Source organism: Gordonia jacobaea, assembly GCF_001186365.1.
Taxonomy (GTDB): domain Bacteria; phylum Actinomycetota; class Actinomycetes; order Mycobacteriales; family Mycobacteriaceae; genus Gordonia; species Gordonia jacobaea.
Genome location: NZ_LDTZ01000020.1, coordinates 25,881 through 45,248, shown reverse-complemented (window position 1 = coordinate 45,248; position 19,368 = coordinate 25,881). Strand labels below are relative to the sequence as shown.

The following is a 19,368-nucleotide window of genomic DNA, read 5'->3' as shown; positions in this document are numbered from 1 at the left end:
GTACCGGCGGTCGTCAGGACGGGGCCATGGCGCGCTGAGCCTTCTCGAGCGCGGCGAGGGTGCGTAGTACGTATTCGCGACGCGAGGTCAGGTCGGCGATGCGGGCCTTGGCGGAGAGTCCCGATTCCTGCTCGGCGGCGGCCAGGCGCCCGTCGATGTCGGTGAGTTCGTTCAGCAGACCCTCGGCGCGGCTGAGAAGCTCCGCGCGGTCGGGCCGCGAAACGTCGTTGCGTCGTGTCGGGCTCGTGGTTGCCGTGCTCGCCTTGTCGCCCGCGCTCTTCACGGCGCCCGACTTCACAGCGCTCGACTTCACCGCGGCCGCAGACGTTCGCGACGCGGATCGCTTGGGTCGAGGAGCAGGGGTGCTCGTGCGGATCCGGTTCAACTCGGTGTACGCGTCGCGAGCGCCGACACGGTGCTCGCGCTCCTCCTCGTCGTCGCATTCCACGGAGCCGCCGAGCGGGCGCAGACCGTAGAAACCCAAGAACTTGCGCGCCTCGGTGATCGTCACCTCGAGCTCGCGGCACTTGCCGCAGCGCACTTCGTCACGGAAGTCCGCGACGTCATCGGTGGAGGAGCACCACTCACACGGGGTGGCAGTGTTTTCGGTCACGACAGCTTCGGCAGTTCTGGAGAGCACGTTCGAAAACAATACGGGACAAGAGGTTTCAGATTCCAATTCGAGCGTGTCGCACACCGACACCCCGCGTGACTACAGCCAATCCCGCTTGCGGAAGTTGATGTAGAGCACGATGACAGACCCGACGATCAGGATCGCACTGACCCAGACACCCCACGACGTGCTGTATCCGGGGAACAGCACGTTCTGTCCGTAGTAGCCGGTGATGAGGGTCGGCACAGCGATGATCGCGGCCCACGCGGTCAACTTCTTCATCACGGTGTTGAGCCGCGCGTCCATCAACGAGAGGTTCGTCTCGAAGACGCTGCTGAGCATGTCGCGCAGTGACTCGGTCCACTCGGCGGCGCGCAGCACGTGGTCGTAGAGGTCGGAGTAGTTGGGGTCGAGCTCGGCCGCGTGTTCTCCGCGATCCTGGTAGCGGTGTCGCTGGATGGTGCCGACCACCTCGCGCATCGGGAGCACCACCCGCCGCAGCACCACGAGATCCTTGCGCAGGTCATACGTCCGACGTTGCAGACTCACGTTGGGAACGGACTCGTCGAACAAATAGTCCTCGAGCTCCTCGATCTGGTCGTCGAGTACCTGGACCGCGTCGAAGTGGCCGTCGACCACGACGTCGAGCACCACGTAGAGCAACCCGCCGACCCCGAGCGACGCGGCGTTCGTGTCCTCGCAGCGTTCCACCACGGTCTTGATCCCGTCGCCCGGATGCATACGCACCGTGATGACGGCGTTGTCCTTGATGAAGATCGAGATGCGGTGCAATGTAAAGGATTTGGCGCGCTGATTCTGCCCGTTGTTGGCGACCACCCCCGACCTCGGAGGTGGTGGATCGTCGGAGTCGTCGTCAGCGTCGTCGTCGGAATCGCTGTCGGAGCGTCGAACATTCTGTGTCGCAGACGTTTTCATCTCGATGCCGTACACCATGATGAAGGTGTGGTCGCTGTAGGTGACGGTCTTGACGCGCTCGGCGGCCGAGATCGTGTCTTCGATGGCGAACTTGTTCAACCCGAGTTCGTCTGCGAGCGAAGAGAGCGTCTCATGGGTCGGGCACTGCAGGTCGGCCCACACGACGGTGTCGGACTCGCCGATGAGGTCGGAGACCGATTCGAGGGAGAATCCGTCGACCTTCTTGCCATCGCGCCAGATCTGGCCCTGGATGCGCTCGTCTCCCATGACGTCATCCTGCCACGCGACGAGAGGTCCTCGACGCTGCCGCGCTCGCTCGACCTGGCAGGATCGGCCCATGGCCCACCGCATCCCGTCTCTCACCGGAGTGCGTGCGCTGGCTGCGGCCGCGGTCTGCCTGACACATGCGGCCTTCTGGACCGGCAACTACACCGACGACTACGTCGGACGCCTCTTCTCTCGGTTCGAGGTCGGCGTCGCCATCTTCTTCGTGCTCTCGGGGTTTCTGCTGTTCTCGGAGTGGATTCGGCCGCTGCAGAAGGGCTCGGCCCCACCGTCGACTCGACGCTACTTCTGGCATCGCGCACGGCGAATCCTGCCCGCGTACTGGATCACGGTGATCGCGGTCTACCTCATCTACGGCTGGTATTCGCCGGGTGGCGAGGCCGCGGTGACAGGCGTTGGCTGGTCGGGTTTCTGGCGAAACATGACCCTGACGCAGGTCTACGGCATCGGCCACCTGCATGCCGGCCTGACCCAGATGTGGAGTCTCGCAGCAGAAGTCGTGTTCTACCTGCTCCTGCCGGTGATCGCCTGGCTGCTGATCGTCGTCGTGTGCCGACGTCGCTGGCGACCCGATCTGCTCATCGGTGGGCTGCTCGTGATCGGGCTGGTCAGTCCGGTGTGGTCGGTGCTCGTCGACGGCAATCCCGACGCCGATCCGACAGCCCGACTCTGGGCGCCTGCTTTCCTCGGATGGTTCGTCGCCGGCATGGTCCTGGCGGTCTGTGCGCCGCTCGTCGCCAAGTGGAACACCTGGTTCTGGCTCACGGCCGCGGGTGTCGCGTTCCTCGTGTCGGGTCTGCCGCTGGCAGGAGAGCCGACGATCACGCCGAGCACGGCGTCGGCCACCATCGTCAAGCATCTGCTCTACCTCGTCATCGCCGTCGGAATGGTTGGTCCGCTCACCGCCACCGACCAGTCGTCGCCGTGGGCTCGGCTGTGCGGCAGCCGTCCCGTCGTGTGGCTCGGCGAGATCTCCTACGAGTTCTTCCTCGTGCACGTACTCGTACTCGAAGTGGTCATGGACCTGCTGAACTATCGCGTGTTCAGCGGCAACGTCGTGGTGGCGTTCGTGGTGACAACCGCGATCAGCATCCCCGTCGCGTGGGCGCTGCACCGCGCGACCCGACCGCTGTGGCGTGCGCCGACGCCTCGGGCACCCGAATTGCGCAGGTAGAATCTGGGAACGCGGCGGGGTGAACTGACTACTCTCGCCCGCAAGACGGTCCCGAACCAAAGGCGTTACGACGATGATCGACAAGAGCGCGGCCCAGCGGGGTGGCGACAGCAGTGCTCAGATCCGCAGCTGGTGTGAGCGATCGGCCGTCGCCGGTGAACGCCCCGAACTCTCCGATGCCGCCGCACTGCTCGTGGCGTCGGGGTATCTCACCCCGGCAGGCCGGGCGATCCTGGTCCGCCGAATCTCTTCCGGATTGCCTGTACCGACGCTGCCCACGGGTTTCGGTGAGTTGCGTCGACTCCAGCGGGCGATCGTCCAGCTCGAAAGCCAACTCGACGCCCCGATGGTGCCCGGAATGGTCGTGACGCTGATGCGCGGGCGTCTCAACGGGCTGCTGCGTCGGCGCGACGACTCGCGCAAGCTGATCGTGACCGCGAAGGGTGTTTTCGCAGGTAGTACGCGCGCCATCCGTAGGGAACGTCGAGAGAACGTGTACCTCGAGATCGAAGAGCGGGAGCGCCTGTTCGCCGGACTGCTCTGCACACCGACCCCGAACGTGAACACGTCGAACCCGATGCGTCGTGCGGGAACGGCGGCTGTCGAACGGATCGCGGGCGTCGTCGGACAGGTCGCCGCCCGCTCGGGATATCCGCAGGCCGGGGAGTGGGCTAACCGCGTCGCCGCCGTCGACGGAACTCCCGCTTCGCCGAGAAACCCCGCCTCACCGCTGTCCGGTGTGGCGAACTTCGTCGACGGCTACGAGACGCTGATGTTCCTCGCCGCCCACTACTACGACCGCATCATGCGCAATCCGGCGTGGCGGTCCGACCACTTCGCCGTGCAGCGCACGCAGGTCAATCTGCACGCCGAACTCGCCGAGATCGTCGCCGACGTCATCGCGCTGCGCTCGGTGCGGATCGACCTCGACCGCGCCAAGCGAAACGGCGGATTCGACGCCTCGTTCGCCGCCCAGATCGATCGTCGTGAAACGGTATTGCGGCCGGTCTGGACCGAGCTCATCGACCGTGTGCAGGCGCTCGGCGACGTCGCGTACGTCGTCGAGTCGGCCGCCGTCGAACTGCAGATCCTGTCCGAATACAACAGGGCCGCAACCATCGACGACCGGATCGACGCGCTCATCGCCAGGTCGGGCGACCGGGAGATCTCCGTCGACAACGCCAAACGTCTGACCGAGCAGGTGCGCAGCGGCGAGGAGCAGTTGCGTATCTACCGCGACGTCCTCGAGGGCAACATCGCACGCATTTCGCCTGCCGTGCCGCGGGAGCTACCCGCCCGCTACGAGCCGTCCTGACCCGCGTCGCTTCAGGCGCGTGACCAGGACCGCAGGTGATCTTTTTCGACGCCGGTGAGTCGTCGAAGCGAGTGTGCCTCAACGTCGACGACGGCCATCTGGGTGCTCGCGACACAGGCGGGTTTGGAATCGTCCTCGGCGTGCGCGCCGCGGATCTCATAGCCGATGGTGAAGTCGACCGATCGAAAACCCTTGATCCACATGCCAATCCGCAACGGCGAATCGTCGTGCCGTAGTTGGCTCTGGTATCTGATCTCGACGTGGACGATCATCGCGCTCTTGATCAGTTCCGCCTGGGACCCGGTCGGTGTGTCGGCTTCAGCAGCCAGAGTGGTTGCCATGACCAACCATTGGATGCGGGCCTCCTCCATGAGGGTGACCATCCGCGCGTGGTTGATGTGACCAAAGGCATCCATGTCCGACCATCGCACGGGGACCTCGGCGACGAATGCGAAATCTCCGACACCCATACCGCGCTCACCTGCGGACTTCGTCGAACTATCCAGATCCTTTGGTGTCGTCACAATAACAACCTTATGTCGACGTTGCGCGAAGACGGTTCGGGGATGTTGGTTGCCAGGAACGACACGTACCCTGTGGACGACACCGGCCGCAGTGGGAGGGGAACCCACTGATGCGGGCCGTCCTGACATTTCAAGATGTGCGCACGACGATGAGATGCGCACGATCGCGAGTGCCCGACCTGGATGGTCGGTGCACTCCGAAGAGTTCGAGGAGACACTTGCATGGGTGGGCGTTGGAGGATCACGGCTGCGCGTCGGCGCACGGGAGGTAGTGGGTCGGTGATTCGACGATCTGCCGTGCTCGCGACCGCGCTTGTCGGATTCTCCGCGCTACTCACCGGCGTTCCCGCCGTGGCGGACGCAGCACCCGTGCCCGTCGCGAAGATCGCGAAGGTTGAGAAGCTGGGACCGCTCAGGACCGACGTCTGGGTCACGTCGCCGTCGATGAAGACGAAGATCAAGCTGTCGGTGCTGACCCCCGCAAATGCGTCGGGTCCGCGACCAACCGTCTACATGCTCGACGGCGCCGGAGCCGAGGGCGACGTGAGCGACTGGATCACCAAGGGCCACGCGGGCCGCTTCTTCGCGGGCAAGAATGTCAACGTGGTGCTGCCGACCGGCGGTAAGGGCAGCTTCTACACCGACTGGCAAAAGCGCGATCCCAAAGTGGGACAACCCATGTGGGAGACCTTCCTGGCGAAGGAGCTCCCTCCGCTGGTCGACAAGAAATTCGACGGCAATGGGCGCAACGCGATCATCGGCCTGTCGATGGGCGGCCAGGCGGCTTTCGCACTCACCATCCGTCATCCGTCGACCTACAGCGGACTCGCCTCGCTGTCGGGCTGTCCGCCGGTCTCCGGCGCTGCCAATGAGGCATACGTACGCACGACGGTCGGCCGCGACGGCGGCGACGCGACGAACATGTGGGGCCCGTTCGGCTCCGCAGGCTGGGACGCTCACGATCCGGCCAAGCACCTCGACGCACTGCGCGGCAAGGACATATTCTTGGCCGCCGGATCAGGCGCCATCGGCCCGCTCGACCTGCAGCGTCGGATCGAACCCGACGAGGGCCCACCCGAGGCCGTGACGGCGTCGTCGTCGGCGCTCGAGCTGGGGGCCTACCGCTGCTCGCTGGAGTTCGCCGCGACGATGCGCGCCAACAACGTGCGCTACACCGACGGCTTCCGCCTGATCGGCACGCACACCTGGGCCTACTGGGAGCAAGACCTCCCCGCCGCCTGGCGCACCGTCTCGCGCGGCCTGTACTGAGCCGCGCGGCGCCCACTCGGCCGTTTTAGGCGCCCACTCGGCCGTATGGGGCGCCCACTCGACGGTGACCGCACGGTCGACTGGGCGCTCGGGACCGTCGACTGGGCGTCTTATCCCGTCGACTGTGCGCTCGGGACTGTCGACGGTGCGCTCGGGACCGTCGACTGGGCGCTCCAGACCGTCGAATGGGCGTCTTATCCCGTCGACTGTGCGCCTTATCCCGCCGAGTGGTCCTCGGCCCAGCGGGTGGCGAAGGTTAGGAAGGCGTCGTTATCCTCGGCCTCGGTGACGGTCACGCGCACGCCGTCGCCGGCGAAGGGTCGGATGATCACGCCTGCGTCGCGCGCGGCGGCAGCGAAATCGGTTGTCGCGTCGCCGAGTTCGATCCAGACGAAGTTCGCCTGCGTCGCCGGGACGCGATATCCCATGTCGCGCAATTGCTCTGCGACTCTGGTGCGCTCCTCGACGATCGCCTCGGTGCGCGCGAGCAGCTCGTCGTCGGCGTCGAGGCTTGCGATGGCCGCGGCCTGGGCCACCGAGTTCACGGAGAACGGTACGTGAGCCTTGCCGAGCGCGGTGATGACCTCGGGATGCGCGATCGCATATCCGACGCGCAGCCCCGCGAGTCCGTACGCCTTCGAGAATGTCCGCAGCACAACCAGATTGGGATACTCGCGGTGCAGTTCGATGGCGTCGTACGCCTGCGTCTGCGACGGTCGCATGTACTCGAAGTACGCCTCGTCGAGAGCAACGACGACGTCGCTGGGAACCTTCGCCAGGAACGTCCGCAGGCTGTCGGCGTCGACGATGGTCCCCGTCGGGTTGTTCGGGTTGCAGACGAAGATCAGGCGTGTGCGGTCGGTGATCGCGTCGGCCATCGCGGGGAGGTCGTAGCTGAGCTCGTCGGTCAGTGGGATCTGCACGGGCACAGCTCCGACGAGACGGGTCGCCAGGGGATAGGTCTCGAACGACCGCCACCCGAACAAGACCTCGTCGCCCGGCTCGCACGTGATTGTCACGAGGTTCTGGCACAGGCTGACCGAGCCGCAGCCGACCTGGATCTCGTCCTCGGTCACGCCCAGACGCTTGGCGAGCGAGGCCGTCAACTCCACCATGCCGTTGTCGGGGTAGCGGTTGATGGTCTGCAGCGAGTCGGTGATGGCCTGCTCGACGCTGGGCAGCGGCCCGAACGTCACCTCGTTGCTCGCGAGTTTGATCGCGCCGGGAAAAGTGGCACCGGGCACGTAGACGGGCAGTTCTTCGAGGTGAAGGCGAAGGCGGAAACTCACACGTCAAATGTAGGACGCGAGCGTGCCCATGCCGAAACCGGCTCATGCGAGACGCCGTCTGCCCGTGCTCCACGACGCCTTTGCGAGGGTCTGTCCATGCAGGTCGTCGCGCCCCGTAGCTCGCGGTTTGCTTCGGACTGATGACCGTGTGTAATCTTTCCACTCGGCAGTTCGAAAGGACTCCGCCAAGGAGGCGTGCCAGAGCGGCCGAATGGGACTCACTGCTAATGAGTTGTCTCGCTAAAACGGGACCGGAGGTTCAAATCCTCTCGCCTCCGCCACCGCAGTCAGCCTCGACCGCGGAGAACTGAATAACGCTACGCGCCCGTAGCTCAACGGATAGAGCATCTGACTACGGATCAGAAGGTTTGGGGTTCGAATCCCTACGGGCGCACCACACACTCCCCGTCACCGGTACTCGGTGGCGGGGAGTTTGTCGTCGACGGATCGCGTCCGGCGTCGACCGGAGCGCAGGTCTGCACATGGTCTCGCCGAGGTCACTGTTGTGAATCGGACACTGAGAATCTGCAATCATCGGTGATGTACTGAAGTGGCAGAAGTGCTTGATGTGACATCCGGTCCCGAGTCGTACGACGAGAGGAACTCTATGCCTTCGCCCATTGCAAAAATCACTGCCGAGTTGTTCGGCACGTTCTGGCTGGTCTTCGGCGGTTGCGGTACCGCGATCTTTGCCGCGAAAGAGGTGGCCGTCGGTGACGACACCGGCACCCGAATCCAGGTGGGTGTCGGCTACCTCGGCGTCGCCCTCGCCTTCGGTCTCACCGTGGTCACAATGGCGTACGCCCTCGGTCACATCTCCGGAGGCCACTTCAATCCCGCCATCACGCTCGGTGCATGCGTCGGCGGACGTACTCCGTGGCGCGACCTGCCGGGCTACTGGGTCGCGCAGATCGTCGGCGGTCTGCTTGCGGGCCTCGCCCTCTGGGGTATCGCCTCGGGCAAACCGGGGTGGTCGCGTGAGGGGAATATGGCTGCCAATGGCTACGCCGAGCACAGCCCCGGCAACTACACGCTTGTCGCGGTCATCGTGGCCGAGATCCTGCTGACCGCGTTCTTCCTGATCGTCGTGCTCGGCGCGACGGACGTCCGTGCACCAAAGGGTATGGGCGCCTTGGCAATCGGCTTGGCGCTGACCCTCATCCACCTCATCTCGATCCCGATCTCCAACACGTCGGTCAACCCCGCACGCTCGACGGGCGTCGCCTTCTTCAACGGCAACGGCGCACCGGGACAGTTGTGGGTGTTCTGGGTTGCCCCGCTCGTCGGTGGCATCATCGGCGGCTTGCTCTACCCGCTCCTGTTCGAGGACGGACGCTTCAAGTTCGCGCCCGTGCAGAACACCGTCTAACCGAACACACACGACGGCCGGCCCGGGCGCGATGCCCGTGGCCGGCCGTCGCGTCGTCGTGGCGGTCCGTATCGTCGGGATCAGGGATTGCGGCGTCAGGGATGTCGGCAGGCAGTGGAGACGGGAGCGTCAGCATGGGACAGCAGGAGGCGGGGCCGCGGCCCGAGGACCTCTATCGCGCGCCGCTGATGCCTGGCCTCTACCCGCCGCTCGGATTCGCCCCCGACGGCACGCCGCGGTTCGTGCCCGGCCAGCAGCCCTCGCAGACTGCCGCCGGACCCCAGACCTCCGCGCCCGGAGGCGCGACACCCCCACACGGTGGACCCCCACCCGACGAAACAGGACCCGACCCAACGGACTTCGACGACGAGCGGCGTCAGCCGAAGTCGCCGGGAAAGTTCGGCACGGGAGTGGTGTTCGCGCTGGTCGCAGCCGTCGTTCTCGGTTTGGTCTTCTACGGATTCTCGCTGATACGGCAATCCGGCGCACAGTCGCAGGACGCGCCCGCGACCCTGACGATCGTCGACCCCACCGTTCCCGACGTCCCGACCCAGCAACAGCAGCCGGGCAACCCGATGCTCCCGCCCGGCGCGACGCCTGCACCGCGCGACAGCGACACCGCGGGCCGATCCGTCACCTACGACGCGACCATCGAGGGCAGCGGGACCATCCTCTACGTCGACGACGTCGGCCTGCGCAGCGAGTTCACCCCACCGCCCACGTGGCACCTCGAGTTCACCGCGGGATCGGCGCCGCTACGACTGCTGGTCCTCGCCGGACAGAACAGCTCGGCGTCGTGTGAGATCAAGGTCGACGGCCAGAGCGTCTCGATTGATCGGGTCGACGCAGGGTCTGCCCGACGGACCGCTTCGTGCCGCGCGTGACCGTAACGAAGTGATGGAGACCGGCATCCGATGTGTGTAGCGGCCTCTCGCTCGCTACCGTAGACGCGTGAGTACAACCCCAGCCCCTGATCACGACACCGCAGCGAGCGGCGGATCGGTCGACACCGCTCCGGTTCGGGAGTACAAGACGATGATCACCTGGCGTGGTGTCGGAGTCGACAGACTCGAGCAGGTACGCCTGCACGTGTCCGGGCTGCGCATCAAGGCATACGGTCGGATCATCTCGGCGGCTACCGCCGACTCGGAGGCGTTTTCCGCCTCGTACGAGCTGATCACCAACGACGCGGGCGTGACGAAGCGACTCTCCATCCACCTCCTCCGGGAGAGCGGCGAGAGCCAACTCGGACTCTCCCACGACGACGAGAACCTCTGGCTCGTGCGCACCAACGGAGACACCATCCGCAGTGACTTCGACGGCGCGCAGGACGTCGACCTGGCCATGTCGCCGATGTTCAACGCGCTGCCCATCCGTCGATTCGGCCTGAACACAGCACCGACCGACGTCGAGATCCCGGTGGCGTACGTCTACCTGCCGACCGGCGAGGTCAAGCCGGCGCAGATGCACTACACCTCGGGACCCGACGGCATCGACGTCGTCTCGCCGATCGCGACGGCCAAGATCACCGTCGACGACAACGGCTTCGTCGTGAACTACTCGGGACTGGCCGAGCGCGTCTGAGGGGTCACCCCAGCCAGACTCGCCCCTCGTGGGCCTGTTTACGCATGTCCGACGCCCAGCCGGGCGCGCCGACGCTGACCCCGACAATCGGCTCCCGACCCCGCGCCGCCATCTCCTCGTAAGCCATGCGCGCGCGATGTCCGTCGTCGATCAGAGCGGCAACGCTGCCGGAGTCGCGCAGTTCGTCGCGTGCCTGGACGAGACGGTCGATCGCCTCGCTGAGTGCGTTGAGTACGGCGATGTCGTTGGCCTCGATCATGGCGCGCTGCAGCGTGGGTTCGGTCGCGGCAACGCGCGTCCCGTCCCGGAAACTGCCTGCTGCCAGGCGTAACGCAAGGTTGCTCTCGCCCGCGCCGACGGCGGCGGTGTCCGCGGCAAGCAGGTGTGGAACGTGCGAGATCGCCGCGACGGCCCGGTCGTGTGCGTCCGGCGCCGCGGGGACGACAACCGCTGACACCTCCAACGCGAGCTCTGCCACCGCGGTCCAATCGTCGGCGTCCGTGTCGTCGGACGTGGTGACCATCCACATCGCATCGGTGAACAGCGTCGGATCGCATGCGTCCCATCCGGACCGGCTCGTCCCGGCCATCGGGTGCCCTCCGACGTAGCGCGCGTGTGGATGAAGCCTCGAAACCTTTTCCGCCACAGCCTGTTTGACGCTGATGACGTCGGTGAGCAGGCATCGCGGTGCCGTTTCGGCGATTGCACTCAGCAGCGGCTCGATCGTCGTGACCGGGGTGGCCAGCACGATGATCGCGTCGTCGGCTGCCGCGCGTTGCAGCGTCGCAACCAGATCCGACGAGGCGTCGTATCCAGAATTCGACGCCGCGTCGACGGTTGCCTCGGAGCGGTTGTAGCCGAACACGTCACGACCGGCCGCCGCCAGGGCCTGCATGAACGACCCGCCGATCAGTCCGAGGCCGAGGATGCAGACCGGTCGTCGAGTCGTCGCCGTCGTCTGTGATTCCTGCGCGGTCTGCGGTTGGCTGCCCTGCTTGTCTTCGGTCACAAGGTCCAGATTCGCACATCGGTCTCGGGTCTCGGAGCGCGTGGCGACGGAGTGTAGGCGACCTGAGTCGGAAGGGGATTGGGGCGGGCGTCGATTCTCGACTACCGTGAGCGTCATGGCAGGTGCCGGCGCTGGGGTTTCGGACTCCAACAAGCAGCAAGCGATCGACGATATCGAGGGTTTCGCGGTAGCCGTGGTCCGCGAGGATGCCGCTTGGAAGGTCAAGGCGCTCGACGAGTCTGCCCTGACCGACCTGTCCGCCGCCGAGACGCAATTGCGTGAACTGCGGGCAGCGGGTGCCGTGTTCGGGCTCCTCGACATCGACGACGAATTCTTCATCGTCGTCCGCCCGGCCCCCGGCGGTGCGCGACTGCTGATCTCCGACGCGACCGCCGCGATCGACTACGACATCGCCGCCGACGTCCTCGACGCCATCAACGTCGACGTCCCCGATCTCGACGACGACGAGCTCGACGACATCGACCCGTGGGAGGAAGGCGACCTCGGCGTGCTCTCCGACCTCGGACTTCCCGACGCGGTGATGGGCGTGATCGTCGGCGATACCGACCTCTACGCCGACGAGCAGATCGGCATGATCGCCGCGCGACTCGGATTCGCCGACGAACTGTCGAAGGTGCTCGACTCGCTCGGACACTGAAGGCTCCGCAGGTGAACGGCGGGCGTGACGCGTCGCGCGTTCGGGATCAGATGAGCCTGTGGGATCAGATGATCGGTGAGGCGCTGTCTGCTGCCGTCGACTCCTCCGGACCCGACGACGTCCCCATCGGAGCCGTGGTCTTCGACCCGGCGGGCGTCGAACTCGCGCGTGCCGGGAATCGCCGTGAACTCGACGCCGACCCGACCGCCCACGCCGAGATCCTCGTGCTACGTGCCGCCGCGCGCGCCTTCGGTGACGGGTGGCGGCTGCCCGGATGCACAATCGCGGTCACCGTCGAGCCATGCACCATGTGCGCCGGAGCGATCACGCTCTCACGCGTCGACTCACTGGTCTTCGGCGCTTGGGAACCCAAGACCGGCGCCGTCGGGTCGCTGTGGGACGTCGTCCGCGACCCTCGCCTCGCCCACCGCCCGCAGGTCCGCGGCGGGGTGCGGGAGGCGGAGTGTCGAGAGCTGATGGTCGGCTTCTTCGACACGCGTCGCGAGGGCTGAGCCGTCGACTGGGCGCTCGAGACCGCCGACTGGGCGCTCGAGACCGTCGAGTGGGCGCTCGAGACCGTCGACTGGGCGCTCGAGACCGTCGACTGGGCGCTCGAGACCGCCGACGGTGCGCCCCTGGCCGCTCCCGTCCCGGCGTGACGACGGCGCGCTCCGGTCCGTCGTAGCTCCACGCCTTCTCGACGTCGTCGATCCCGAACGCTGCGTAGGGCACCTGCAGGGCGCCGGACGCGATCGCATCGATGACCGCTGGTATCGAGCGCATCTGCTGCTCGGCCGACACCGAACCCGCCCCGCTGCCCGAGATGGTGATGTTCCGCGATCGCAGGAGCGTCGACGGTACGGCTGCATGCGCCCCGGCGAGCGACCCGATCTGGACGTACGAGATGTGAGCGTCGTCTTCGTGCAATCCCTGCCGTCCGAGTGCCGCGAACGTGGCCTCGGCGATCGGGCCCCAGACGTAGTCGAGGACGAGGTCGGGCGTCGACGCGGCAACGGCCTCAGCTAGCGCGCCTGCCGGATCGTCGACATCGAGTTCGACGACGTCGACGTCGGGCGCGCGCAGGCTGCGCAGCACCGCCTGGTTCCGGCCGGCGGCGATGATGTGCTCGGCACCCAGGGCCCGAGCGCTCTGAACCGCCAGGCGACCCGACATCCCCGTCGCGCCCAGGATCAGCACGGTCCCTAAACTGCCGCGCGCGTCGCGGTGGGCGTGCAGCGGAAGCCATCCGGAGCCCGCAGGATTGACCCCTGCGGCCACTGCGAGCGGGTCGGCGTCGTCGGGAACAGGAAATCCGTCCTGTGCCGCCATGCGCTCGGCCATCGTGCCCCACGGAGGTGCGATGCGTCCGGTGTAGCGCAGAGAACCGTCCGCTGCGCGCACCACGGCGTCGATGCCGGGTACCTGGGGATATATGCCGGAACTTCCGTAGTGGCGGCCCGCCGCCAATGACCTGACGATCTGGTGCAGGCCTGCGCCCACGAGCTCGAAGAGCTCGGTTCCCGCGACGACCTGCGGTTCGTCGAATGTTCCGGGCACCGGGGTCCGTCCGGCGTCGGTGATGATTGCTGCCTTCATGACGAGTCTCCTTAACTTTGTTAAATCGGGTCTGCATCCAGACTCCCTTAACTTTGTTAAGCTGTCAACCGTGCCAACAGGAAGACCCAAGGGGCTGAACCGCGCCGACATCGTGCAAGCGGCGTTGGACCTCCTCGACGAGAAGGGCATCGACGCCGTCACGGTCCGCGCCGTGGCGACCCGACTCGGAGTCAAGGCGCCCGCGCTCTACTGGCACGTCGAGAACAAGCAGGCGCTGCTCGACGAGATGGGCACCGAGATTCAACGTCGGGTGATCGCCGAACTCCGTGCGCAACCGATGGGGGTTTGGCCCGAATCGGTGGCGACCTACGCGCGCGTACTTCGTCGCGAGTACCTCGCGCATCGCGACGGAGCGCGCACGTTCAGCGGAACGCGATTGACCGACCCGGAGGTGCTGCGCGCGCAGGAACCGTGGCTCGAGCAACTCGTCGCGTCGGGCGTCGATCTGGAAAGGGCTGTGAGCGCGGTCGAATTCGTGACAGCTTTTGTCGTCGGATTCGTCATCGAAGAGCAGGAGCGCGCTCAATCGGGGGAGCCGCGCTATTCACTGTCGGATCGGACCGAGATGCTCGGGGACGACGTCCCGCTGGTCGTGGAGGCCGGTCGAGTTCTCTTTGGCGATCGTGAGCAGCGATTCGAGCGCAACCTCGATGGCATCGTCGACGCGCTGCGGCGGGCTACCACCTGATCGCTGGGGGTGTCGAGACGTGCACAAACCAGGGTTCTCACCGAAAGACACAGTCGCCGCGGTGTGGCAGGTTGGTAACCGAGCGTGGAGCATCGGGCTCTGCATGGCGAGGAGTCGACATCATGAGTGAATCAAGCGACAAGATCAACGAGGCCGTGGAGTCGGTCAAGGGCAAGATCACCGAGTTCACGGAGAACGAGAAGGTTCAGGATGCGGTGGGCACAGCGAAGGAGAAGTTGACCGAGTTCACCGAGAACGAGAAGGTTCAGGATGCGGTGGGCACAGCGAAGGAGAAGTTGACCGAGTTCACCGAGAACGAAAAAGTTCAGGGCGCTGTGGGCACGGCGAAGGAGAAGTTCGGCGAGATCAAGGACAAGCTCCTCGGCAAGTGAGACCTGCCCTCGATCGAGAACGTCATCGGAGTTCAGGTGTGTGCGAGGGTGATTCGGACAGGCTTCGACGCGGACAGATTTCGATCTAACAGGCGTACTTCGACGGTGTGTACGGTGGGTTTCAGGAGACGCGAAAACCGCGCTCTGGTTCGCACACGCGAAGGAGAGTTCTATGGCAACCACTGATGATGCACAGAACAAGGCAGAAGAGCTCAAGGGTCGGGGCAAGGAAGCTGTCGGAAGCCTGACAAACAACGACGACCTCAAGAATGAGGGCAAGGGCGACCAGGCTGTAGCCGAAGGCAAGCAGAAGGTGTCTGAGGTTGCCGACAAGGTCAAAGAAGGCGTCGACGGCCTGAAGAACAAGCTCACCGGCCACTGAGCCGTTTGGCGCGGTGAGTGACATGCGCTTCGCTGACCTGCTGATTTAGTGTCAGACGCCAGCTGCGGTACAGTCTTCCGCGGTGGCGTGTCCGAGCGGCCGAAGGTGCAGCACTCGAAATGCTGTGTGCGGTAACCCCGTACCGAGGGTTCAAATCCCTCCGCCACCGCCAGAAATGGCCTCCTATCTTCCCAGGTAGGGGGCCATTTTGGTGTCTACGGGGAGGTGTCGGTGGTTCCCTCTGCCCACACTTTGCCCACACTCTGCGGCGAGTAGCGCTGATTCAGGGTGACCGCGACAGCATCAAGATCGTCGTCAAACAGGTCTGCGTAGACGTCGAGCGTCACCTTCGCGGAGGTGTGCCCGAGCATCCGTGCGAGCGCCAGGACGTTGACGCCGGCCGACACCGCGAGGCTCGCTGTCGTGTGTCGCAGATCGTGCGGCGTGATCGTCTGAACTCCTGCCCGCTGCACCGCTCCGGCGAACCACCCTCGAGTGGACTTCGGCCGCGGCAGGTACCGACCGTTCGGACCCGGGAACACCAGCTCGTCGAGATCCTTCCCCTGACATTGCACCGAGAGCTCATCAAGGATGAACTGGGGGACAGGTACCGATCGAGTCTTGCGTGACTTCGTGCGCCCAACCGCGTGCTCTACACCAAGCTGCACCGCATTGTCATGCACAGTGAGCCGCTTCCGCAGGAACTCGACATCGCGGACCCGCAGGGCAACCAGCTCGCCCCAGCGCAGACCGCAGTAGGCCAGGGTGAGCACTAGGGCGCGGTGCTCACCCGACTCGACGGCGAGACGTTCGACGTCGGATGCTGACAGGTAGACGTGCCGCTTGCGGCCCTTCTTCGGCAAGTTCTCGACCCCACGGGCTGGGTTCACTGCGAGTCGCCGAGACTTCACCGCGTCGTCGAGGATGCCGGCGAGTACGCCGTAGGCGCGGATGATCGTCGTCGCGCCGGCGCCCTTCTTCACCACTTCGCCCTTGGCGTCGGTGATGGTGCGCCCAAGATCCGCGATCCACCGCTCGACCTCGCCCAGTTCGATGTCGGCGATGCGACGCCGACCCCACTTCGGTTCAACGTGTGTGCGCCACGCACTCTCGAGTGTCCGGTAGTTCGACGGCGCAACGTCAGATTCCTTGCGCGACAACCAGTCGGGTGCGAGCTCGCTCACGGTGATGCGCCCCAGGGTCGGAGCGACGTAGGAGCCGGTCAGCTTCTCGAGCTCGACGGTGGCAGCGAACGCCTCGGCGTCACGCTTGGTTCGGAAGCCACGCTTGTCTGTCTGGCGATGGTCCGGCGTGCGGTAGCGGACGCGATATCGCTTGCCGCTCTTGGTCGTATAGCTCTCAATCGTCGCCATCTCAGCCCCTGATCGCTTGCCTCAACTCGGACTTCAACGCCCGCATGATATGGCCGCGCCTCTGTGGAGTGGCGTGTTCGCCGGCACGTGAATTGCGCTCGTCCTCGACTGACCAGCCCCAGAGACTTGCGCTGGCTGCGTTGATCATTTGGACGGAGGTCTCTAGGTCGGCAGCAAGTCGTGAGGTCGCCAGTCCAGAGTGTTCTTCCACACTCTTGAGTGTGCGCACGTCGACATCGGGAAATCTAGCGGCAGCCTCCCGAAAAGCGTTGACTGAGCCCGCGAAAACCTCACGGATCTCATCAGGGCTCTTCGTGTCGCCGGCCAATGGCGTCGGGTTGCCGCCAGACAGAATCTCCTTTAGCCGATCGGCAGTGAGTCTGAGCTCTGAGGTGAGGTCAAGACGGTGCTCTGTAGTGAGGACGGCAGAGACGGTCAACGGGTCGCCGGTCGCTTCGCTGTACGCCATGCATGCGGCAACTACGGTGCCGATCGTTGAACTGACTCGGCCGGACTCAAAGTCTCCGGTACGCGAACTAGTCCACCGCAACCCGTAGGACCGAGCCACCTTTGCAACCTCGTCGAGCGTCACGCCGTGACGTTTGCGATGCGCTCGTGCGTTCGCCCCGATCGCCTCCGATAGCTCCATAGCTCGCAACGATACGTGATTACCAGTTACTTGACATCAGTCCTGTTCTTTGTGTATCTGTTGAAGTGACGCAAAAACGCGTTCCTTCAACCAAGAGGAGAAGACCGAATGTCGAATACGAAGTCAGTGGCAACTCCACCGTTACTTGGAACACCGGGCGAGGTAGCGGAGGTCTTGCACACCACAGTCGAGGCACTCAGCCAGGATCGCTATCTCGGTCAAGGGATTCCGTACGTGAAGCACGGTCGCCGGGTTCTCTACCGATGGGCAGACGTTCACGCGTACATCGAGAGCAACACAGTGAATCCGGGCGCCGCCTGATGGGCATCACCCAACACGACCGAGACCGCATCGAGGATCTCGGCCTGGACCCGGAGGCCGATCACACGGAAGACCTCCGACAGAACAATGCCGCCGACACCGCAGATCTTGGCGGAACGGGTGTCGACGGCCGGATCAACTCTCACTAAGGAGAACCGATGACAACCATAGTACCCACCGTCGCTGACGTGCTGGAAGAGCGACGTCGCCACGTATATGACTTGCTGTTGGCAATCTGCACTGTCTGCGCGCAGCCTCGCCAGGCCAAGCGGCCCCGCAACCGCGACTACCGCACCGAGACAGGCGACCTCAAGTGCGAAGGCTGCGGCAAAGTCACGCGGCACGCACTGATCAAAGGACTTAGCCACGATGAGCGTACGTGGGCGTTTGCCTACGGAATGCCGGACGACTACGGCAACGTCCACACCGACGAGTTCATGGATCGTATGCGCGCCGGGATGCAGCGAAACCCGCGGCTGAGCCACATCTGGTACTCGTCCGTCGAAGCGAAGGCCATTGCCGCGGGGGCGCCAATGATGCGCACATTGTGCGGGGAACTGGTACCCACCCCTGCGAGTGCAGACGACACGAACCATGTCCCGAAGGCTTCGCTGGACCCGATCGCGTATGGCGAGTCTCGGCACCACCGAGAGTTCGATTCGAGCGGGTGGCGAATCATGGATTGCGTCAACTGCCTTCGCGTGCACAACCACGGCGAGGCTGTACGTCGTCGCAAGCACCTGGCGGAGTTGATGACGACTGCGCTCACTGAACTCCTCGATCCGCCGCGTGCCGGAATCTACGACGACCACTCGGAGGCGCTGATCGCTGCGTTGAGGGCCGTTCACGGGGAGGTGTCCCGATGACCGTCATCGTCGCATTCGCCTTCATCGTCGGGTTCGTCCTCGCTTACCTGATCGGTCGGGAAGACGGCGCAGAAGCAGAGCTCGAATTGTGGGCGAGCGACAGCAATTCGCCCGTATGTTGCACGTCTCGGAGTATTCGAGATACGCGCCGGACGATAGGGCCGGATTGTGATGCCTGATTCCACACAACCACCGCAACAAATCCTGGTCACTGGAAGTGACGGCAACGTCGACTCATTCATCGACGCGGACCAACTGCAATCGGACGCTACCCGGTTGATGTACCAACTCGCAGCCACCGCAGGTGATGACGAGGCCACCGACAAAGTTTCCAAGCGATGGGTGACGGAACACGATCCCGACTATTTCGGGTTCCTCGCCGCCGCAGCCCTCTCGTTAATGACGCGCTGCATTCTTGGTCCCATTCTTGAAGTCACTGACGAAATGGGTGTGAACCTGCGCGACGGTCTCAATAATGCGGCCAACAATGCCGAAAGCACTCTCGGCGACAACTGAATACAAGAAACCCCGGCATGGGGTGGGCGGAAGTCTCGCACTTCAACCGCACTCGTTCACCCCAGCCGGGGAATCCCAACCAGAAAAGGAGCACCACCACTGATGTCCACCACCAGTATCCCAAAGGTCGGGGCTGATCCCGGTCGAATTTCGGCGAGGTGCGGCGCCGACCCCATGGGCAACCGCATCGTTGCGCTGACGCCCAGCAGCCGCGAAGTCTCTTGGTCACTGACGCACGAAGCGCTGTGGCCCGTCGTCGAGCGCGCTCTACGAGTTGGGCCGCTCCCATTGATCGGCACCCACGACTGGATCGACCTCGGCGCTAGTGATCCGCGACGCGTCGGCGCGATCTACCTCGCCGCCGACCAATGGGCACTGCACTTGGAAAACCACGCCACAGCAATGATCGACGCAGCCGCCGAAGTTTCAGCCGCTCTCGACTGGTCCGCGCAAGCGCAACGCCAACTCGAGCACGAACGCTGGATCGAAGCGAATCCGTGGGCTGTTAGGAGGTCGGCATGAGCGACAGCGAAGTGTCG

24 protein-coding genes, 3 tRNA genes and 1 pseudogene are annotated in these 19,368 nt (G+C 64.9%); 19 read left to right on the top strand and 9 right to left on the bottom strand.

Annotated features, from left to right (window positions below; genetic code table 11):
- Positions 1-13: 13 nt before the first annotated feature.
- Positions 14-613, bottom strand: a complete 600-nt coding sequence (locus ABW18_RS16920) for a hypothetical protein (protein WP_049700162.1) — start codon at positions 611-613, stop codon at positions 14-16.
- 99 nt (positions 614-712) lie between these two features.
- A complete protein-coding gene (locus ABW18_RS16915) occupies positions 713-1,816 on the bottom strand; it encodes a magnesium transporter CorA family protein (RefSeq protein ID WP_049700161.1) in 1,104 nt (367 codons plus the stop codon).
- Positions 1,817-1,886: 70 nt separating this feature from the next.
- On the opposite strand from ABW18_RS16915, the gene ABW18_RS16910 reads away from it, so the two are divergent.
- Both ABW18_RS16910 and ABW18_RS16905 read left to right on the top strand, forming a co-directional pair.
- Positions 1,887-3,008: an acyltransferase family protein gene (locus tag ABW18_RS16910; protein ID WP_049700160.1), complete on the top strand. Its 1,122-nt coding sequence runs from the start codon at positions 1,887-1,889 to the stop codon at positions 3,006-3,008.
- A 73-nt stretch (positions 3,009-3,081) separates the two neighbouring features.
- Positions 3,082-4,323, top strand: coding sequence for a hypothetical protein (locus ABW18_RS16905; RefSeq protein WP_049700159.1), 1,242 nt, complete (start codon positions 3,082-3,084; stop codon positions 4,321-4,323).
- 11 nt (positions 4,324-4,334) lie between these two features.
- Here ABW18_RS16905 and ABW18_RS16900 read toward each other — a convergent pair whose 3' ends face one another.
- Positions 4,335-4,793: an acyl-CoA thioesterase gene (locus tag ABW18_RS16900; protein WP_049700158.1), complete on the bottom strand. Its 459-nt coding sequence runs from the start codon at positions 4,791-4,793 to the stop codon at positions 4,335-4,337.
- A 276-nt stretch (positions 4,794-5,069) separates the two neighbouring features.
- Between ABW18_RS16900 and ABW18_RS16895 the strand changes: the two genes are divergently transcribed.
- On the top strand, positions 5,070-6,116 hold the full coding sequence (locus ABW18_RS16895) for an alpha/beta hydrolase (protein WP_231894224.1): 1,047 nt from the start codon (positions 5,070-5,072) through the stop codon (positions 6,114-6,116).
- 215 nt (positions 6,117-6,331) lie between these two features.
- On the opposite strand, the gene hisC is transcribed toward ABW18_RS16895, so the two are convergent.
- Positions 6,332-7,405 carry a histidinol-phosphate transaminase gene (gene hisC, locus ABW18_RS16890; protein ID WP_049700156.1) on the bottom strand — a complete coding sequence of 358 codons (1,074 nt, stop codon included), beginning with the start codon at positions 7,403-7,405 and terminating at the stop codon, positions 6,332-6,334.
- Between the two features lie 189 nt (positions 7,406-7,594).
- On the opposite strand from hisC, the gene ABW18_RS16885 reads away from it, so the two are divergent.
- The 5 genes from ABW18_RS16885 (at position 7,595) to ABW18_RS16865 (ending at position 10,358) form a co-directional block, all read left to right on the top strand.
- Positions 7,595-7,686, top strand: a tRNA-Ser gene (locus tag ABW18_RS16885).
- Between the two features lie 40 nt (positions 7,687-7,726).
- Positions 7,727-7,802: transfer RNA gene (locus tag ABW18_RS16880), tRNA-Arg, on the top strand.
- A gap of 210 nt (positions 7,803-8,012) precedes the next feature.
- Positions 8,013-8,774: an aquaporin Z gene (gene aqpZ / locus ABW18_RS16875; RefSeq protein WP_049700155.1), complete on the top strand. Its 762-nt coding sequence runs from the start codon at positions 8,013-8,015 to the stop codon at positions 8,772-8,774.
- A 134-nt stretch (positions 8,775-8,908) separates the two neighbouring features.
- The gene (locus ABW18_RS16870; RefSeq protein ID WP_049700293.1) at positions 8,909-9,658 is read left to right on the top strand and encodes a hypothetical protein; all 750 of its coding nucleotides are present in this window, start codon (positions 8,909-8,911) and stop codon (positions 9,656-9,658) included.
- A gap of 151 nt (positions 9,659-9,809) precedes the next feature.
- Entirely contained in the window at positions 9,810-10,358 is a 549-nt protein-coding gene (locus ABW18_RS16865) for a putative glycolipid-binding domain-containing protein (protein WP_049700292.1), read from the top strand.
- 4 nt (positions 10,359-10,362) lie between these two features.
- On the opposite strand, the gene ABW18_RS16860 is transcribed toward ABW18_RS16865, so the two are convergent.
- On the bottom strand, positions 10,363-11,367 hold the full coding sequence (locus ABW18_RS16860) for a prephenate dehydrogenase (RefSeq protein WP_082938005.1): 1,005 nt from the start codon (positions 11,365-11,367) through the stop codon (positions 10,363-10,365).
- Between the two features lie 115 nt (positions 11,368-11,482).
- Here ABW18_RS16860 and ABW18_RS16855 point away from each other — a divergent pair, with 115 nt between their 5' ends.
- Together ABW18_RS16855 and ABW18_RS22535 are read left to right on the top strand one after the other, a co-directional pair.
- Positions 11,483-12,025, top strand: coding sequence for a tRNA adenosine deaminase-associated protein (locus ABW18_RS16855; protein WP_005208124.1), 543 nt, complete (start codon positions 11,483-11,485; stop codon positions 12,023-12,025).
- Between the two features lie 50 nt (positions 12,026-12,075).
- Positions 12,076-12,537 (top strand): nucleoside deaminase, encoded by a 462-nt coding sequence (locus ABW18_RS22535; RefSeq protein ID WP_082938012.1) that lies wholly within the window; start codon positions 12,076-12,078, stop codon positions 12,535-12,537.
- Positions 12,538-13,018: 481 nt separating this feature from the next.
- Here the strand turns inward: ABW18_RS22535 and ABW18_RS23365 are convergent.
- Positions 13,019-13,354: pseudogene (locus ABW18_RS23365) on the bottom strand (NAD-dependent epimerase/dehydratase family protein); the annotation flags it as partial.
- Positions 13,355-13,691: 337 nt separating this feature from the next.
- Here ABW18_RS23365 and ABW18_RS16840 point away from each other — a divergent pair.
- The 4 genes from ABW18_RS16840 (at position 13,692) to ABW18_RS16825 (ending at position 15,276) form a co-directional block, all read left to right on the top strand.
- Entirely contained in the window at positions 13,692-14,330 is a 639-nt protein-coding gene (locus ABW18_RS16840; protein ID WP_049700153.1) for a TetR/AcrR family transcriptional regulator C-terminal domain-containing protein, read from the top strand.
- Positions 14,331-14,452: 122 nt separating this feature from the next.
- Entirely contained in the window at positions 14,453-14,722 is a 270-nt protein-coding gene (locus ABW18_RS16835) for a hypothetical protein (protein WP_049700152.1), read from the top strand.
- Positions 14,723-14,894: 172 nt separating this feature from the next.
- Positions 14,895-15,104, top strand: coding sequence for a CsbD family protein (locus ABW18_RS16830; RefSeq protein WP_049700151.1), 210 nt, complete (start codon positions 14,895-14,897; stop codon positions 15,102-15,104).
- Positions 15,105-15,185: 81 nt separating this feature from the next.
- Positions 15,186-15,276 (top strand) — tRNA-Ser (locus ABW18_RS16825).
- 43 nt (positions 15,277-15,319) lie between these two features.
- Here ABW18_RS16825 and ABW18_RS16820 read toward each other — a convergent pair.
- Both ABW18_RS16820 and ABW18_RS16815 read right to left on the bottom strand, forming a co-directional pair.
- Complete coding sequence (locus ABW18_RS16820; RefSeq protein WP_005178604.1) at positions 15,320-16,477, bottom strand: tyrosine-type recombinase/integrase; 1,158 nt, start codon at positions 16,475-16,477, stop codon at positions 15,320-15,322.
- Between the two features lies 1 nt (position 16,478).
- Positions 16,479-17,069, bottom strand: coding sequence for an XRE family transcriptional regulator (locus ABW18_RS16815; RefSeq protein WP_235434428.1), 591 nt, complete (start codon positions 17,067-17,069; stop codon positions 16,479-16,481).
- A 165-nt stretch (positions 17,070-17,234) separates the two neighbouring features.
- Between ABW18_RS16815 and ABW18_RS23220 the strand changes: the two genes are divergently transcribed.
- Positions 17,235-17,447, top strand: a complete 213-nt coding sequence (locus tag ABW18_RS23220) for a helix-turn-helix domain-containing protein (protein WP_005178608.1) — start codon at positions 17,235-17,237, stop codon at positions 17,445-17,447.
- Here the strand turns inward: ABW18_RS23220 and ABW18_RS22925 are convergent.
- Positions 17,402-17,593 carry a hypothetical protein gene (locus ABW18_RS22925; RefSeq protein ID WP_040519178.1) on the bottom strand — a complete coding sequence of 64 codons (192 nt, stop codon included), beginning with the start codon at positions 17,591-17,593 and terminating at the stop codon, positions 17,402-17,404. The genes ABW18_RS23220 and ABW18_RS22925 overlap by 46 nt on opposite strands.
- Positions 17,594-17,605: 12 nt before the next feature.
- Between ABW18_RS22925 and ABW18_RS16805 the strand changes: the two genes are divergently transcribed.
- The 4 genes from ABW18_RS16805 (at position 17,606) to ABW18_RS16795 (ending at position 19,351) form a co-directional block, all read left to right on the top strand.
- Positions 17,606-18,313: a hypothetical protein gene (locus ABW18_RS16805; protein WP_005178610.1), complete on the top strand. Its 708-nt coding sequence runs from the start codon at positions 17,606-17,608 to the stop codon at positions 18,311-18,313.
- On the top strand, positions 18,310-18,492 hold the full coding sequence (locus tag ABW18_RS22775) for a hypothetical protein (protein ID WP_152930122.1): 183 nt from the start codon (positions 18,310-18,312) through the stop codon (positions 18,490-18,492). Before ABW18_RS16805 ends, ABW18_RS22775 begins: the two co-directional genes overlap by 4 nt.
- Positions 18,485-18,829, top strand: a complete 345-nt coding sequence (locus tag ABW18_RS16800) for a hypothetical protein (protein ID WP_005178614.1) — start codon at positions 18,485-18,487, stop codon at positions 18,827-18,829. The genes ABW18_RS22775 and ABW18_RS16800 overlap by 8 nt, the downstream gene beginning before the upstream one ends.
- A gap of 102 nt (positions 18,830-18,931) precedes the next feature.
- Positions 18,932-19,351, top strand: coding sequence for a DUF2742 domain-containing protein (locus tag ABW18_RS16795; protein ID WP_005178616.1), 420 nt, complete (start codon positions 18,932-18,934; stop codon positions 19,349-19,351).
- Positions 19,352-19,368 lie beyond the last annotated feature (17 nt).

Coding starts and splice junctions, on each gene's coding strand:
- ABW18_RS16835 (WP_049700152.1), top strand. CDS start 14,453: ATGAGTGAATCAAGCGACAAGATCAACGAGGCCGTGGAGTCGGTCAAG.
- ABW18_RS23220 (WP_005178608.1), top strand. CDS start 17,235: ATGTCGAATACGAAGTCAGTGGCAACTCCACCGTTACTTGGAACACCG.
- ABW18_RS16915 (WP_049700161.1), bottom strand. CDS start 1,816: ATGGGAGACGAGCGCATCCAGGGCCAGATCTGGCGCGATGGCAAGAAG.
- ABW18_RS16895 (WP_231894224.1), top strand. CDS start 5,070: ATGGGTGGGCGTTGGAGGATCACGGCTGCGCGTCGGCGCACGGGAGGT.
- ABW18_RS22535 (WP_082938012.1), top strand. CDS start 12,076: ATGAGCCTGTGGGATCAGATGATCGGTGAGGCGCTGTCTGCTGCCGTC.
- ABW18_RS16830 (WP_049700151.1), top strand. CDS start 14,895: ATGGCAACCACTGATGATGCACAGAACAAGGCAGAAGAGCTCAAGGGT.
- ABW18_RS16820 (WP_005178604.1), bottom strand. CDS start 16,477: ATGGCGACGATTGAGAGCTATACGACCAAGAGCGGCAAGCGATATCGC.
- ABW18_RS16865 (WP_049700292.1), top strand. CDS start 9,810: ATGATCACCTGGCGTGGTGTCGGAGTCGACAGACTCGAGCAGGTACGC.
- ABW18_RS16900 (WP_049700158.1), bottom strand. CDS start 4,793: ATGGGTGTCGGAGATTTCGCATTCGTCGCCGAGGTCCCCGTGCGATGG.
- ABW18_RS22775 (WP_152930122.1), top strand. CDS start 18,310: ATGACCGTCATCGTCGCATTCGCCTTCATCGTCGGGTTCGTCCTCGCT.
- ABW18_RS16795 (WP_005178616.1), top strand. CDS start 18,932: ATGTCCACCACCAGTATCCCAAAGGTCGGGGCTGATCCCGGTCGAATT.
- ABW18_RS16800 (WP_005178614.1), top strand. CDS start 18,485: ATGCCTGATTCCACACAACCACCGCAACAAATCCTGGTCACTGGAAGT.
- ABW18_RS16855 (WP_005208124.1), top strand. CDS start 11,483: ATGGCAGGTGCCGGCGCTGGGGTTTCGGACTCCAACAAGCAGCAAGCG.
- ABW18_RS16910 (WP_049700160.1), top strand. CDS start 1,887: ATGGCCCACCGCATCCCGTCTCTCACCGGAGTGCGTGCGCTGGCTGCG.
- ABW18_RS16870 (WP_049700293.1), top strand. CDS start 8,909: ATGGGACAGCAGGAGGCGGGGCCGCGGCCCGAGGACCTCTATCGCGCG.
- ABW18_RS16805 (WP_005178610.1), top strand. CDS start 17,606: ATGACAACCATAGTACCCACCGTCGCTGACGTGCTGGAAGAGCGACGT.
- aqpZ (WP_049700155.1), top strand. CDS start 8,013: ATGCCTTCGCCCATTGCAAAAATCACTGCCGAGTTGTTCGGCACGTTC.
- ABW18_RS16905 (WP_049700159.1), top strand. CDS start 3,082: ATGATCGACAAGAGCGCGGCCCAGCGGGGTGGCGACAGCAGTGCTCAG.